We start from the raw sequence: 14,392 nt of genomic DNA, 5'->3' as shown, positions 1-14,392 counted from the left end.
GGGCGCAATAGTATTCCGATGCAAGGAAACGCAGGCGGCCAGGGGCGGGGCCATGAAGTTGTCAGTAGGGGGATAAGCACATGCAGGGATTGATACGCAACCCCAAGGATTTCTGGTCCGGGGTGATGTTCACGGCGGTAGGCCTGGCCTTTGCCTGGATATCGCAGGATTACCAGTTCGGCTCGGCGCGTCGCATGGGGGCCGGTTTCTTTCCCATGGTGCTGGCGCTGATCCTCGCCGCGCTTGGCGCATTCATCACCCTGCGCGCCTTGTTCACCGAGGGCGAGGGCATTCGAGGCCTTGCCCTGAAAGGCCTTTTGCTGGTTCCGATCGGCTGTCTGATCTTTGCAGCCACCGTGCGCGGCGGCGGCATCCTGCTGTCGGTCGGTCTGCTGGTGCTGGTCTCGGCTGCCGCCAGTGTGCATTTCAAGCTGCGCACGGCTGCCATCATGATGGTGGTGCTGGCGGCTTTCTGCGCTCTGGTATTCATCATTGCGCTGGGTCTGCCGATCCCCATGGTCGGCCCCTGGTTCGGCAACTGAGCGGAGAGCAAGCGTCATGGAACTCATTGCCAATCTCGGTATCGGCCTCGAAGCTGCCTTCACGCCGATCAATCTGCTTTATTGCCTGGCCGGCGTTTTTCTCGGCACGCTGATCGGCGTGTTGCCCGGCCTGGGCCCGGTGGCCACCATTGCCATGCTGTTGCCGGCCACGTTCGCGCTGCCCCCGGTCTCGGCGCTGATCATGCTCGCCGGCATTTACTACGGCGCGCAATATGGCGGCTCCACCACCGCTATCCTGATCAATCTGCCTGGTGAATCATCATCAGTGATAACAGCGTTGGATGGTTATGCGATGGCACGCCAGGGACGCGCCGGCGCTGCGCTGTCCACGGCGGCGCTCGGCTCGTTCTTCGCCGGCACGGTGGCCACCTTCCTGCTGGCGGTGTTCGCTCCGCCGCTAGCCGATATCGCCTTGAAATTCGGACCGGCGGAATATTTCTCCCTGATGGTGCTGGGCCTGATGGCCTCGGTAGTGCTGGCGCATGGCTCGCTGCCCAAGGCGATTGCCATGATCGTATTCGGCCTGCTGCTGGGCATTGTCGGTACCGACGTGAATTCCGGCACCCAGCGGTTCACCTTCGAGGTGCCGGAACTGGCCGATGGCATCAACTTCGTTGTGGTGGCCATGGGCATGTTCGGCCTGGGCGAGGTGATCAAGAATCTGGAGGATGAGCATTCCCGCTCGGTCTTCGTGAAGAGCGTCACCGGCTTGATGCCTACCCGCGAGGATTTCAAGCGCATCGTCGGCCCGATCCTGCGCGGCACTGCGCTGGGCTCGGCATTGGGCATTCTGCCCGGCGGCGGCGCGATGCTGTCGTCTTTCGCCGCCTATTCGCTGGAAAAGAAGGTGGCGAAGGATCCCAGCCGTTTCGGCAAGGGCGCCATCGAAGGCGTGGCGGGCCCTGAATCGGCCAACAATGCGGGTGCGCAAACATCCTTCATCCCGATGCTCACGCTCGGTATCCCCTCCAACCCGGTTATGGCATTGATGATCGGCGCGATGATCATCCAGGGCATTCAGCCCGGTCCCGCGGTGATGACCGAGCAGCCGGCCCTGTTCTGGGGCATCATCGTGTCGATGTGGATCGGTAACCTGTTCCTGATCGTGCTGAATCTGCCGTTGATCGGGATTTGGGTGCGGCTGCTCACCATTCCGTATCACGTGCTGTTCCCGGGCATCCTGGTGTTCTGCTGTATTGGCGTTTACAGCCTGAACAACTCGGCTTTCGATGTTTACATGATGGCCGGGTTCGGTTTGCTGGGATATGTCTGCGCCAAGCTGGAATGCGAGCCGGCGCCGATGCTGCTGGGTTTCATCCTCGGCCCGATGATGGAAGAATATCTCCGGCGCGCCATGACGCTGTCGCGCGGCAACCCGATGGTGTTCATCGAACGGCCGATCAGCGCCGCGATGCTGGCTCTGGCGCTGATTGCGTTGCTGGCGGTGTTGTCGCCTGCCATCCGCAAGAAGCGCGAAGAGGCCTTCCAGGAAGAGGAATGATACCGGCACCTGCAAGCAGGCATGCCTAATGGAATAAAAAAGGCGGGGTGAAAGCCCCGCCTTTTTCTTTGGCTGAATTTTCCGGGCCTTTATGCGTATTCAGCGTTCGATCGCTGGTGCGGGCACCTTGTCGCCTGGATTTTTACCATGGCGGGCCCGTTGCATCGCCCAGATGCTCAAGCCGATGCCGATGCCCACCATATCGGAGATCGGCTCCGGCACGATCAGGCAGAGCGCGCCGGCAAACAGCACGACGCGCAGCGGCAGGTTGATCGGGCCATTCAGCCAGCCCTCGGTGGCGCAGGCCAGGAAGAACACGCCGGCCGAGGCGGTGATGAACACATGCAGGATCGGCAATAGGTCGCCCTGCGCCAGCAGAAGCGGGCTGTAGAAAAACATGAATGGTACGATGAAGGTGGCCAGGCCAAGCTTCACCGCGATCATCGAGGTTTCCCATTGATCGGCTTTGGCCATGGCGGCGGCGGCAAAACTGGCCAGCGCCACCGGCGGTGTGATTGCCGAAACCACCGCGTAATAGAAGATGAACATATGCGCCACCAGAGGCTCGATGCCCAGGCGGGTAAGGCCGGGCGCCACCACCGATGCCGCCACCGCATAGGCCGCCGTGGTCGGCATGCCCATGCCCAGTATCAGCGATATGAACATCGCAAACAGCATCGCCAGAAACTTGCTCTCGCCGGCAACGCTGAGGATCAGATGCGAGAAACGGCCGCCGATTCCGGTGAGCGCGATCACGCCCACGATCACCCCGGCACAGGCGCAAATGGCCACAAGCTGCGCTGTTTCACGGGCGGCGATGTGTAGGGCATCCAGCGTTGCGCCCACCCCCATGCGGTGCTTGCTGTTGATCCAGCTTGCCACCAGCGCCGAGATGATGCCGAGCGTGCCGGCTCGGAATTCCGAGAAACCCATCATCAGCGTGCCTATCAGCACGAAGATCGGCGCCAGCAGGTAGACCTTGCGCATCATGGTGCTGATGGGGGTGAGTTCGCTGCGCGGCAGGCCGCGCAGGCCATGTTTCACCGCATGCAGATCGCAATGCACATAACAGGCAATATAGAACAGCAGACAAGGAATCACCGCCGCCAGCGCGATATCGGTATAGGGAATGCCGGTGATTTCGGCCATGATGAAGGCGCCAGCGCCCATCACAGGCGGCGTGATCTGGCCGCCGGTGGAAGAGGTGGCTTCGATGGCGCCGGCGGTGGAGCGGGTATAGCCCACCCGGCGCATCATCGGGATGGTGATCATGCCGCTGGCCACCACATTGCCTACCGCGCTGCCCGATATGGTGCCGAACAGGATGCCCGATAACACCGCCACCTTGGCCGGCCCGCCGCGCGCCCAACCCACCAGCGACACCGCCAGATCGTTGAAATAATCGCCGGCTTTGGAAACCGTAAGGAAAGCACCGAAGGTGATGAACAGCACGATATAGGTGGAGCTTACCTGGGTGGTGACGCCGAAAATGCCCTGATCGGAATAGATATAGGAGAAGAAATATCCGAAATCGTAGCCCCGATGATACAGGATGCCAGGCAGCCAGGGGCCGGCGAAGCAATACAGGATGAAGATGCTGGCAATGATCGGCAGCGCCAGCCCGGCGGTGCGACGCGTCAGTTCCATGATCAACAGGGTGCCGATAAATCCGGCCGCCACATCGCCCGGTTCATACAGCGCGCCGGCGCGGAACTGCAATTCATCGATATTGATGCCGACATAGGTGGCGCAGGCAATCGAGAGCAGGATCAACAGCCAATCCAGCGGTGCGACGCGATCCAGCGATTTGCCGCGCGTACCGGAATACAGGCCGAAGCCGATCACCGCGCCCCAACCTACATGGATGGCGCGGAACAATACGGAATCGATCGGATAAACGTTCAGCACAAGAAGATGGAATACCGTGAAGCTTACGCAGATCCAGAAGAAGAGCGGCCGCTGCCATCCTTGCAACTCGCGCTTCCAACCGGTGAATTCCATTTCCTCCGCCGCTTTTGCATCGGCGGTTGATTCTGGTGCATTTGCCACGGTGGTTCCCCCGTAATAATCGTTCTGCCGGCTGCTTCATTGAGCAGAAACGCCGCCGCCACGTTTCATCGCGGCGGCGGCGTGCTGTGGCCGTTCTATGCGGCGATCAGCTGGCGGGCAGGGCCTTCGGATTCAATTGGATGCCCTTTTCCTTGTAGTACTTCACGGCACCCGGATGGAATGGCAGGAACCCGTTGCGCGAAGCATTGGCGGCAATGGTTTCCTTGGCGGCCGAATGGCCCTTCACCATGCGGTCGTTGTTTTCCAACACCGACTTCACGATCTTGTAGGCCACGTCTTCCGGCAGATCCTTATGGGCGATGCCGAAATTGTAAACGCCCACGGTTTTGTGGTCTTCGGCCAGGTTCTTGTAGGTGCCCTTCGGGATCACGCTGTCGGAGAGTTCTGGCATCGCCTTCTTCAGCATGTCGAGTTGCGCATCGCTATAGGTGATGTAGCGCACCGGGCGCTGCGCTTCGATTTCGGAGAAGGCGGCAATCGGCAGGCCGGCAGCGAAGGCAAACACATCCAGCAGGCCATCGGCGAGCTGATTCTGCATGTCGGATGCGCCGCCGAAGCGCCAAGTGGCCTTGATGCCGAGAGCATCGAACATCAGCGGGAAATACGTGCCCGGCGTGCCGGCCTTGGGGCCTGCGCCCAGGGTCTTGCCGGCCATTTCAGCCACGCTCTTGATGCCGGTCTTTTCCGTGGTCACGAAATGGAAGGGCGTGTCATACATCGGAAACAGCGCCCGCACATTGCTGTATTTCTTGCCCTTGGTCCAATCGCCGGTGCCGGTCCAGGCCTGCAGCGCGATGCCCATGGTGGTCATGCCCAGTTCGATCTTGTTGTCGTCCACCAGGATGATGTTCTGATTCGGGCCCTGGGTCTGCTGGGTGGAAACGTTGATACCGATCGTGTCGGTCAGCAGCGTGGCCACCACGCCACCGTAGATGAAATAGGTGCCGCCCACCGAGGCGGTGCCGAGCGTGAGCGATTTAGGCTGGGCCGAGACGGTGCCGGAAAAACCAGCCACCACGGCCATGCCGACAGCGGCAACCGCGCCCAGATATTTGAATTTGGACAGCATCATTGTCTGTTATCCTCCCATTATGTGTTTTGTTAAGCACGACAGAGGCTGTTTCCCGGTTCCTCTTGCCGCTCAGGCTTTATGCCATGGTTATTACTTTATAGATTTCACCCGCTAAGGCCAGTGATTTATGCACCCGCATTTCCTGAGAAAAGCCTTCAAAATGAGCAGTCTAGCTTTGTTGATCCGGGATGCTTATATGTTGTTCATGTTCGTAGCCGAGCCGCATCATGACCAAGCCACCAGCCGATAGCAGCGGCGGCAGCAAAGCGCCCGTTGCCACCAGCAGCGAAGTCGCGGCTTTTCTGCGTCAGGTGGCGGTTGCGCCAAAACCATCGGCGCAAGGCTCCGGCAGAGGCCGCCTGATCTTCGCCATGGATGCCACCGCCAGCCGCCAGGCGACATGGACCGAGGCGCAGCAGGTGCAGGCTGAAATGTTCAAGGCCGTGGCAGGCATTGGCGGCCTGGATATACAGCTTGTGTTCTTTCGTGGCCTGGGCGAATGCCGTGCCTCCGATTGGGTGTCGCGGGCGCCGGATTTGCTGCGTCTGATGCGCCAGGTGCAATGCGTGGGCGGCCATACCCAGATCGAGCGCGTGCTGCGCCACACCTTGGCCGAAGCGCGCGAGAGCCGGGTGAATGCGCTGGTCTATGTAGGCGATTGCCTGGAGGAAAGCCCGGATGATATCGCTGTGCGCGCCGGCGAGCTTGCCATGCTGGGCGTGCCGATCTTCGCCTTCCAGGAAGGCGAGGAGCCGCGCGCCAGGGCCTGTTTCCAGGAGATGGCGCGGCTCACCCGCGGTGCCTATTGCAGCTTCGATCGTTCCAGCGCGGCCATGCTGGCGCAGTTGCTTTCTGCCGTTGCGGTTTATGCCGCCGGCGGCCATCGTGCGCTGGCCGATTATGCCGAGCGCGCCGGGCCCGAAGTGCGGCTGCTGAGCCGCCAGATGAAGGGCTGAACATGGGCGTTCTGGCAATCGTGGCCATGCTTGGTCTGCTGCTGTTTTTCATCGGCGGCAAGGTTTTCGTGCAATCCAATCCGGCGGTGATTGCCAAAGCACTGCGCTGGGGCGGCGGGCTGCTTCTGGCGGGATTGGCGGTTTTTCTTTTGGTCCGCGGCCGGGTCGATATGGCGCTGCTGCTTTCGCTGGGCGCGGGTGCGCTGTTCGGCGTTGGCCGTTTCGGTGCGATATTCCACCTGCTGTTCGGCGGCGGTTTGCTTAGCGGCGGCAGGCTGGGCGGGGGCTGGAAACGCGCGCGCACCGGCTTTGGCAACAATCCTGCCGATGCAGCCAGCGATACCGGCGGCACCAGCTCGGATATCCGCACGGCCTGGCTGTCCATGCGTTTGCACCACGATAGCGGTAGCATGACCGGCGAAGTATTGCAGGGCGCGCTTTCGGGCCGCAGCCTGCAAAGTCTGGATCTGTCCGCGCTGCTTGGTCTGCTGCGTGAATGCGCGGCTGCCGATCCGCAATCGCAGCCGTTGCTGGAAGCCTATCTGGACCGCCGTTTCGGGGCCGAATGGCGCGAGCAGGCGGCAGCCGACGACACGCCGCCCGCATCGTCTGCCGGCGGCGTCATGACACGCGAACAGGCGCTGGATATTCTGGGGCTGGGCCCCGATGCCGATGCTGCCGCGATCCGTGAGGCGCATCGCCGGTTGATGAAAAAACTGCATCCGGATCTCGGCGGATCGAATTATCTCGCCGCGCAGATCAACCGGGCCAAGGATCTGTTGCTCGGCGAATAACCGCCGCTATGGCCGGTTCACCATATAGATGCCGCCGCCCACCAGCAGCAAAGCCGCCGCCAGTGTGGGGGTGAAAGGCTCGTTCAGCCAGAGCAGGCTAACCACCACGCTCATCAGCGGGGTGAGAAAGCTGAAGGCGGAAAGCCGTCCGGCGGGATAATTGCGCAGCAGCCAGAACCAGATCAGATAGCTGATGAAGGCGATGCCGACGATCTGGAAGGCCAACGAGCCGATCACGAAACCGCTCCACACCCGCACGCCTTCTTCGTTCAGCAACAGGCTGAGGCCGAAGAGCAGCGGCGCCGAATATGCCAACTGATAGAATAATGTGCGGGCGGCATCGATGCGTGCCAGCTTGCTGGTCTTGATCGCCAGCGTGGTGGCGCCCCAGGCCAGGCCGGCCAGCAGCACCATGCCGTCGCCTAGCAATTCGTCCGGGTTAGGCAGATGCAGCGAATCCTTGAAAGCCACCAGAAGGCCACCAAACGCGGCCAACAGGCCAACCAATTGTATCGGTTTGATCCGCTCGCCCGGGATCAGCCAATGCGCTCCCAGCACCACCCAGAATGGAGCGGTGTAGAGCAGGATACCGGCGCGTGAGGCCAGGGTGTATTGCACCCCGGTGTAAAACAATGCGAATTCCACGGCGAAGAGCAGGCCGACCAACAGGCCGGGCCATAATGTGCCATCGCGCGGAAACACCTCGATCCGCTTCCACAGCATCCACAACAACACCAGGATGGCGCCGCCGCCCGAGCGCAGACCGGCCTGCAGCAGCGGCGAAACATCCGGCGTGGTGAGCTTGATCACAACCTGCTGCGTGCCCCATACCACGCTGCATATGGCGAGTATGATGATGGCCAGGCTGTCCAGACGGGTATTGGTTTTCACGACTTGGCGCTATCTGGCCCAGTGTAATACATCGGCAATTGTTCGCGCACCACTTCGCCATCGCTCGACCAGGCATGGCAGCCATCCACGAAAAACGGCTTATGGTCGAAGCTGCGCCATAGCGTTGGCAGATCCACATCCTCGGGCGTGGGGCCATTGGCCACGCATTGGAAGGTGACGGTAGCCAGCGTGTCCAGCAATTCCACCAGATGCGTGCAGCCCATGGTGCGCCCCACGCGCTTGCGCACTTCCTTGCGCCAGCCATTCCCCACCTTCACGCCTACCAGGGCCTGAAAATTCGGCGCCACCTGAAAACACGGGCCATAAGGCGCGTGATCGGTAACGGCTTCCACGGCCCGCACCACCATGTCGTCGCCAAGCGTGAGGCGGATATGCATTTCATGCACCGGCCGGCCGGGCTCCATCTCGCCGCGATAATGTTCACGATAAGTATAGGCCTTGGTATCCACCAGATGGGCTTCCACATCCCAGCCGCCATCGTCGCGGCGATAGCCATCGGCGGTGATGCGGCGGGTATGGAATTTGCGGCGCGGCGCGGGTGGCGAAAGCGGCATGATAAAAAACTTTCTTCTTGTTATCTCTTCAACACACGAACTCAGATGGCGCGCGTAGCCTGTTCCAGCCAGCCTGCGGTCTCGGCATCCACTTGTCCGCCCAGGGTTTCGCGCACGCGGGCATGATAGGCATTCAGCCAGGCCACTTCTTCCTGGCTCAGCAGGTTGCGCTCGATCAATGCCAGATCTATGGGCGCCAGGGTGAGAGTTTCAAAGCCCAGCATCTGACGGTCGCCGCCGGGGATTTCGCGCTCTTCCACCAGCACCAGGTTTTCGATGCGGATGCCGTAGGCGCCTTCCTTGTAATAGCCCGGTTCGTTGGACAGGATCATGCCGGCCTGCAACGGCGTGGTGCCAAGCTTGGAAATGCGTTGCGGGCCTTCATGCACCGAGAGATACGATCCCACGCCATGGCCGGTGCCATGGTCGAAATCCAGCCCAGCCTGCCACAGATATTGCCGCGCAAAGGCATCGATCTGCGCGCCCGAAGTGCCTTTGGGAAATACCGCGCGGGCGATGGCGATATGCCCCTTCAGCACACGGGTGTTGCGGTCGCGCATCTCGGCGCTCGGCGTGCCCACGGCCAGGGTACGGGTGATGTCGGTGGTGCCATCGTTATATTGCGCGCCGGAATCCACCAGATAGATGCCATGCTCGATGCGGCGGTCGCTCTGCCGCGTCACGCGGTAATGCGGCATGGCGGCATTCGGGCCGGCGGCCGAGATGGTGGGGAAGGAGAGGTCGGCCAGCGCATTGGTCTCGCGGCGGAAGTCTTCCAGCGCTTCGGCGGCGGCGATCTCGGTCAGCTTGCCGCTGGCGGCCTCGCGGTTGAACCAGGCCAGAAAGCGCGTTACGGCGGCGCCATCGCGGCGATGGGCGGCGCGGGTGCCTTCGCGCTCCACCGGGTTCTTCACGGCTTTCATCAGCGCGATGGGATCTGGGCCGATATCGGCAATACCGCCGGCTTGTTCCACCAGGCGCTTCAGCGCGAAGCCGGCGGTGGCGGAATCCAGCCGGATGCGCGCGCCGTCTTTCGCCTGCTTCACCACCGCAAGTTCCAGATCCTGCGGCCCGCCCAGATCGGCCAGCGGCTTCAGCAGGCCGCGCACTTCATCGTTCAGCTTGGCCGGATCCAGGAATATCTGCGCCTTGCCCTCCATGGGGATCAGGGCATAGCCCAGCGGCAGCGGAGTATGGCCCACATCGCCGCCCCGGATGTTGAACAGCCAGGCCAGCGCATGGGGATCGGAAATCACCAAAGCGCTGCAGCGCGCCTGCTGCAAAGCCGCGCGCACGCGCTTCAACTTGTCTTCGGCGGTTTCGCCGGCAAATACCAGGGCATGGGGCTTCACCTGGGCACGCGGCGCGGCGGGGCGGTTGGCCCACACGGCATCCAGCGGATTGCGCTGGGTCGGCACCAGCTTGCCGCCGGCATTGGCCACGGCCTTTTCAAGTTGCGCTACGCTATCGGGCGTATGCAGCCAGGGATCGAAGCCCAGCGCGCCGCCCTTGGGCAGGTTCGTGGCGATCCATTGCTCCTGCGCCCAGCCGGCCAGCTCCATCGGTTCGAACAGGGCTGGGTCCACCTGCTCGCGCACCTGGATGGTGTAGCGGCCATCAACGAAAATCGCGGCCTTTTCCAGGCCGGCAATCGCCGCGCCTGCCGAACCGGTGAAGCCGGTCAACCAAGCCAGCCGCTGGGCATTTTCCGGCACATACTCGCCCTGATGCTCGTCGGCGCGCGGCACGGCAAAGGCATCCAGACCCTGGCGGCGTAACTCCTCCCGCAGGGCGGCCAGACGCGGCTTGGCGGCGGCGGGGTTGTTCACGCTGTCGAAACTCTGGAATTGCGAGGCCATGGAATCACCGGTCAGGGACAAGGGGTGCGTTTGGAGAAAGTATAGGGCGCTTCGTTCCGGATGCGAATATCCGGGCAGGCCGATGTTTGCCCGTGTATCAATCAGATTAAAGCTTCAATACAGAATAAATTATTGTAAAATTTAGAAAATACAGATAATAATATTGCCATGGATGATATAGACAGAAAAATCCTTGAATTGATCCAGGCGGATGGCCGGATTTCTGCGGTCAGGCTGGGCGAATTGGTAGGGCTGTCGCCCGCGCCGGTCACCGAGCGTCTGCGCAAGTTGCAGCAGGCGGGGGTTATCCAGGGGTATCGGGCGCGGCTGGACCCGGCTGCCATGGGCTGTCCGATCCTGGCTTTCGTGCAGGTGCTGATCGAGCGGCCGGAGCATGAACCGGCCTTCCTGGCCATGGTGCGCGATACTCCGGCAATCCTGGAATGCCACCATGTCACCGGCGAATGGTCATACCTGCTTAAGCTGCGGGCGGCCGACATGGCCGGGCTGGAAAGCCTGATCGCGCGGCGCATCAAGGCGCTGCCCGGCATTCCGCGCAGCCATACGGTGATCGCGCTGTCTTCGGCCAAGGACGAAGCCGCGTTGCCGCTGGATGCCTGAAATGGACCTGCTGGCACGCGGGATTGTACTCGGCCTGGCGATTGCGGCGCCCGTGGGGCCGATCGGCATGCTTTGTATCCAGCGTGGTCTCAGCCAGGGTTTTGCCGCTGCCCTGGCCGGCGGTGCGGGTACGGCTTTGGCCGATGCGGTTTATGCCGCGTTGGGGGCGGCGGGGCTGGTGGCTTTGCTGGCTTCTTTCGAAGCGCTGGCACCCTGGCTGCGTTATGGCGGCTGCGGCCTGCTGATCTGGCTGGGTGTGCAAACCCTGCGGCGTCCGGCCGCCCTGCAAGCCGCAATAGCGCCCGGAGCCGCCGATCTGCTGCGCAGCTTTGCGATCACATTTACGTTGACGATGGCCAACCCGGCCACCTTGCTGAGTTTTCTTGCCCTGTTTGCCGGGCTTGGCCTCGGCCCGGATGCTCCATGGCAGGATGGCGCGCTGCTGGTGGGCGGGGTGTTTGCCGGCTCGCTGGCGTGGTGGGTTTTTCTTTCAACGCTGGTGGCTTGGCTGCGACGGGGAGTGTCTGCCGCCTGGTTGCAGCGAATCAATTGGCTATCGGGCGGCGGGCTGATCGTCCTGGCGCTCTGGTTGCTTTTGCAATAGCTCCAACAACCCTTGTCAGGGGCCGGGGAAACCGGCAAGCTTTCTGCCAAGCGGCGCCAAGCGGCGCCATAACAGGAGGCTTTATAACATGCGACTCACCACCACCCGTCGTGGATTCCATCTGCTTGCCAGCGCTGCCGTGATCGGCTTTGGCGTGGCATTCGCCGGAATCGGCCAGGCGGCGGCCCAGGAGCTGCGCATCGGCTTGTCGGCCGAGCCCAGCGCGCTCGATCCGCATTATCACAATCTTGGCCCCAACAATCAGATGGCGCGCACCATCTTCGATACCTTGATCCGCGAGGACGAAGCTCAGCGCCTGCTGCCCGGCCTGGCCGAAAGCTGGAAGCCGCTGAACGACACCACCTGGGAATTCAAGCTGCGCAAGGGCGTGAAGTTCCATGACGGTTCGCCTTTCACGGCCGCCGATGTGGTGTTCTCCATGGCTCGCCCGGCCAAGGTGCCCAACAGCCCGTCGCCCTTCACGCTGTTCACCCGCGCTTACAAAGAGCTGAAGGTGATCGATGACTTCACCATTCAGTTCATCACCGATGGTCCGCGTCCGCTGCTGCCGTCCGATGTGAAGAATGTGGCCATCATGTCGGCCAAGGCGGCCAAGGCCGATGTGGCCGAAGGCATGACCACCGAAGCCCTGGGCAAGGGCGAAGGCCTGATCGGCACCGGCCCGTTCAAGTATGTGGAATGGGTGCGCGGCAACCGTCTGGTGCTGAGCGCCAATGCCGATTACTGGGGTGGCAAGCCGACCTGGGAGAAGGTGACCTACCGCCCGATGTCGAACGACGCGGCGCGCGTGGCGGCCCTGCTGGCCGGCGACGTGGACATGATCGAAAATCCACCGCCCGCCGATCTCAAGAAGCTGCGCGAGAATGCCAACGTGAAGATCAGCCAGGCGGTATCGAACCGTCTGATCTATATCCACGTGGATACCTTCCGCGATGAAACCCCCGGCATCCCCGAGGCGAAGGACAAGAACCCGCTGAAGGATAAGCGCGTGCGTCAGGCGCTGTCGCAGGCGATCAACCGCGATGCGATCACCAGCCGCATCATGGAAGGCCTGGGCGTGCCCACCGCAGACCTGCTGCCCTATCCGATGTTTGGTACCCGCAAGGATGCCAAGCTGGATCCCTACAATCCCGATGCGGCCAAGAAGCTGCTGGCGGATGCCGGTTATCCCAACGGCTTCTCCATCACGCTGGGCACGCCGAACGACCGCTACATCAACGATGCCGAAGTGGCCCAGGCGGTTGCCTCGCAATGGACCCGCATCGGTATCAAGACCAGCGTTGAAGCCACCACCCGCACGGTGTTCTTCAAGAACCGCGACGACTTCAAGTATTCGGTCTATCTCGCCGGCTGGGGCGCCAGCACCGGTGAAATGTCGGATCCGTTGCGCGCGCTGCTCGCCACGCCCAGCCGCGAAAAGGGCATGGGCGGCACCAACAAGGGCCGCTATTCCAACCCTGAGATGGACAAGCTGCTGGAAGAGGCGCTCAAGACCGTGGACGATGCCAAGCGCGAAGCCCTGCTGCAGCAGGCCAGCAAACTGGCGCTGGACGATTACGGCCTGATCCCGCTGCATATCGAAGTGACCCCCTGGGCCACCCGCAAGGGCTTCACCTACAAGGCCCGAGCCGACCAGTACACCCTGGCCCAGGGTGTGGTGAAAGACTAAATATCAGGCCTTAACGGCCAGAATCCGGCGCGCCGCGGGGCAACCCGCGGCGCGTTTGTTTTTCGCAGGGCTGCCATGCAGGCTTTGCAGGCTGACCGGTTCGAGGGCTTGCGCTAGACTGCCGCCTCCCTGTGGTTTCGGATTCCGCTCATGCAACGCTATTCCGCTGGTCTTACGCTCGGTTTTTCCAGCCTCGCGCATACCTTCTCGCATCTCTTCACGCTGATGTTTGCCACCGTGGTGCTGGTGCTCGAGCGTGAATGGGGCATGGGCTATGACGCGCTGTTTGCGCTATCGATCCCCATGAGCGTGCTGTTCGGTGCTGCCGCTTTGCCGGCCGGTTGGCTGGGCGACAAGTGGAGCGCTTCGGGCATGATGGTGTTGTTTTTCCTCGGCGTGGGCGGCGGCTCGATTGCTGCCGGCCTGGCGCAGGGGCCGCTGGCGCTTTGCCTGGCCCTGGCCTGCATCGGGTTATTCGCTGCGATCTATCATCCGGTGGGTATTCCCTGGCTGGTGCGCAACGCCGCCAATCATGGCCGGGCACTGGGCGTCAATGGCGTGTTCGGCTCCATCGGCACGGCTTCGGCGGCCTTGGTTGCCGGCTTTCTGGCCGATCTCTATGGCTGGCGCATGGCCTTCATCCTGCCGGGCATCGTCTGTCTGGTGATCGGCGCGGCTTTCTTCTGCGCACGCCAGGCCGGCCTGCTGCTGGATCGCGGCGAGGATGTGAAGCCGGCACCGCAGACCGCCAAGGCCGATGTGTGGCGGGTTTTCTGGGTGATGTCGGTCACCATGCTGTGCACCGGGCTGATCTATCAGGCCACATCGTTTGCCCTGCCCAAGATATTCGAGAGCCGCCTGGGCGACCTGTTCGGCGGGTCGCTGCTGGGCATCGGCGGCATGGTGTCGCTGGTTTATGCAGGGGCCGCGATGGCGCAGATATTGGGCGGTGAATTGGCCGACCGCTATCCGCTGCGCAGCGTTTATGCTTTCACGCAATGGCTGCAGATTCCGGTATGCGCGGTGGCGATGTATCTGGTGCATCCGGCCCTGGTGGGCGTGGCCGCCCTCATGGTGGCTTTCAACGTGCTGGGCCAGCCGGCGGAGAATGCGCTGCTGGCGCGCTACACGCCGCCGCAATGGCGCGGTCGCGCCTTCGGCGTGAAATTCGTTCTGTCGCTGGGTGTGGGCTCGCT

Annotated in this window: 13 protein-coding genes; 8 read left to right on the top strand and 5 right to left on the bottom strand. The window is 62.2% G+C overall.

Annotated features, from left to right (window positions below; genetic code table 11):
• Positions 1 to 80 precede the first annotated feature (80 nt).
• Both KF827_RS05985 and KF827_RS05980 read left to right on the top strand, forming a co-directional pair.
• Positions 81 to 542 (top strand): tripartite tricarboxylate transporter TctB family protein, encoded by a 462-nt coding sequence (locus KF827_RS05985; protein WP_291001869.1) that lies wholly within the window; start codon positions 81 to 83, stop codon positions 540 to 542.
• A 16-nt stretch (positions 543 to 558) separates the two neighbouring features.
• Positions 559 to 2,064, top strand: coding sequence for a tripartite tricarboxylate transporter permease (locus tag KF827_RS05980; RefSeq protein WP_291001866.1), 1,506 nt, complete (start codon positions 559 to 561; stop codon positions 2,062 to 2,064).
• Between the two features lie 99 nt (positions 2,065 to 2,163).
• Here the strand turns inward: KF827_RS05980 and KF827_RS05975 are convergent, their stop codons facing one another.
• Together KF827_RS05975 and KF827_RS05970 are read right to left on the bottom strand one after the other, a co-directional pair.
• A complete protein-coding gene (locus KF827_RS05975) occupies positions 2,164 to 4,065 on the bottom strand; it encodes a TRAP transporter permease (protein ID WP_291001863.1) in 1,902 nt (633 codons plus the stop codon).
• A gap of 154 nt (positions 4,066 to 4,219) precedes the next feature.
• Complete coding sequence (locus tag KF827_RS05970) at positions 4,220 to 5,206, bottom strand: TAXI family TRAP transporter solute-binding subunit (RefSeq protein WP_291001861.1); 987 nt, start codon at positions 5,204 to 5,206, stop codon at positions 4,220 to 4,222.
• Positions 5,207 to 5,433: 227 nt separating this feature from the next.
• Here KF827_RS05970 and KF827_RS05965 point away from each other — a divergent pair, with 227 nt between their 5' ends.
• A complete protein-coding gene (locus tag KF827_RS05965) occupies positions 5,434 to 6,162 on the top strand; it encodes a VWA domain-containing protein (RefSeq protein ID WP_291001858.1) in 729 nt (242 codons plus the stop codon).
• Positions 6,163 to 6,164: 2 nt separating this feature from the next.
• Positions 6,165 to 6,956, top strand: coding sequence for a hypothetical protein (locus KF827_RS05960; RefSeq protein WP_291001855.1), 792 nt, complete (start codon positions 6,165 to 6,167; stop codon positions 6,954 to 6,956).
• Positions 6,957 to 6,962: 6 nt separating this feature from the next.
• Here the strand turns inward: KF827_RS05960 and KF827_RS05955 are convergent, their stop codons facing one another.
• The 3 genes from KF827_RS05955 to KF827_RS05945 are packed head-to-tail and all read right to left on the bottom strand — an operon-like array spanning position 6,963 to position 10,281.
• Complete coding sequence (locus tag KF827_RS05955) at positions 6,963 to 7,847, bottom strand: DMT family transporter (protein WP_291001852.1); 885 nt, start codon at positions 7,845 to 7,847, stop codon at positions 6,963 to 6,965.
• The gene (locus tag KF827_RS05950) at positions 7,844 to 8,422 is read right to left on the bottom strand and encodes a DUF2889 domain-containing protein (protein ID WP_291001849.1); all 579 of its coding nucleotides are present in this window, start codon (positions 8,420 to 8,422) and stop codon (positions 7,844 to 7,846) included. The genes KF827_RS05955 and KF827_RS05950 overlap by 4 nt, the downstream gene beginning before the upstream one ends.
• A gap of 41 nt (positions 8,423 to 8,463) precedes the next feature.
• The gene (locus KF827_RS05945; protein WP_291001846.1) at positions 8,464 to 10,281 is read right to left on the bottom strand and encodes an aminopeptidase P family protein; all 1,818 of its coding nucleotides are present in this window, start codon (positions 10,279 to 10,281) and stop codon (positions 8,464 to 8,466) included.
• Positions 10,282 to 10,449: 168 nt separating this feature from the next.
• On the opposite strand from KF827_RS05945, the gene KF827_RS05940 reads away from it, so the two are divergent.
• The 4 genes from KF827_RS05940 to KF827_RS05925 form a co-directional block, all read left to right on the top strand.
• Complete coding sequence (locus KF827_RS05940; protein ID WP_291001843.1) at positions 10,450 to 10,902, top strand: Lrp/AsnC family transcriptional regulator; 453 nt, start codon at positions 10,450 to 10,452, stop codon at positions 10,900 to 10,902.
• 1 nt (position 10,903) lies between these two features.
• Complete coding sequence (locus KF827_RS05935; protein ID WP_291001840.1) at positions 10,904 to 11,506, top strand: LysE family transporter; 603 nt, start codon at positions 10,904 to 10,906, stop codon at positions 11,504 to 11,506.
• Positions 11,507 to 11,594: 88 nt separating this feature from the next.
• Positions 11,595 to 13,196: an ABC transporter substrate-binding protein gene (locus tag KF827_RS05930; RefSeq protein ID WP_291001836.1), complete on the top strand. Its 1,602-nt coding sequence runs from the start codon at positions 11,595 to 11,597 to the stop codon at positions 13,194 to 13,196.
• A gap of 150 nt (positions 13,197 to 13,346) precedes the next feature.
• A partial coding sequence (locus KF827_RS05925) for an MFS transporter (RefSeq protein WP_291001832.1) occupies positions 13,347 to 14,392 on the top strand: 1,046 nt, incomplete at its 3' end.

The organism is Ferrovibrio sp., from assembly GCF_019636075.1.
Lineage (GTDB): Bacteria > Pseudomonadota > Alphaproteobacteria > Ferrovibrionales > Ferrovibrionaceae > Ferrovibrio.
The sequence above is the reverse complement of the archived record's forward strand: the minus strand, read 5'-3'. Positions and strand labels throughout refer to the sequence as shown.

Bases quoted from the DNA above. Each gene is read 5' to 3' on its own strand.
- KF827_RS05985 (WP_291001869.1), top strand. From the start codon at position 81: ATGCAGGGATTGATACGCAACCCCAAGGATTTCTGGTCCGGGGTGATG.
- KF827_RS05980 (WP_291001866.1), top strand. From the start codon at position 559: ATGGAACTCATTGCCAATCTCGGTATCGGCCTCGAAGCTGCCTTCACG.
- KF827_RS05960 (WP_291001855.1), top strand. From the start codon at position 6,165: ATGGGCGTTCTGGCAATCGTGGCCATGCTTGGTCTGCTGCTGTTTTTC.
- KF827_RS05970 (WP_291001861.1), bottom strand. From the start codon at position 5,206: ATGATGCTGTCCAAATTCAAATATCTGGGCGCGGTTGCCGCTGTCGGC.
- KF827_RS05950 (WP_291001849.1), bottom strand. From the start codon at position 8,422: ATGCCGCTTTCGCCACCCGCGCCGCGCCGCAAATTCCATACCCGCCGC.
- KF827_RS05930 (WP_291001836.1), top strand. From the start codon at position 11,595: ATGCGACTCACCACCACCCGTCGTGGATTCCATCTGCTTGCCAGCGCT.
- KF827_RS05965 (WP_291001858.1), top strand. From the start codon at position 5,434: ATGACCAAGCCACCAGCCGATAGCAGCGGCGGCAGCAAAGCGCCCGTT.
- KF827_RS05975 (WP_291001863.1), bottom strand. From the start codon at position 4,065: ATGGAATTCACCGGTTGGAAGCGCGAGTTGCAAGGATGGCAGCGGCCG.
- KF827_RS05940 (WP_291001843.1), top strand. From the start codon at position 10,450: ATGGATGATATAGACAGAAAAATCCTTGAATTGATCCAGGCGGATGGC.
- KF827_RS05935 (WP_291001840.1), top strand. From the start codon at position 10,904: ATGGACCTGCTGGCACGCGGGATTGTACTCGGCCTGGCGATTGCGGCG.
- KF827_RS05945 (WP_291001846.1), bottom strand. From the start codon at position 10,281: ATGGCCTCGCAATTCCAGAGTTTCGACAGCGTGAACAACCCCGCCGCC.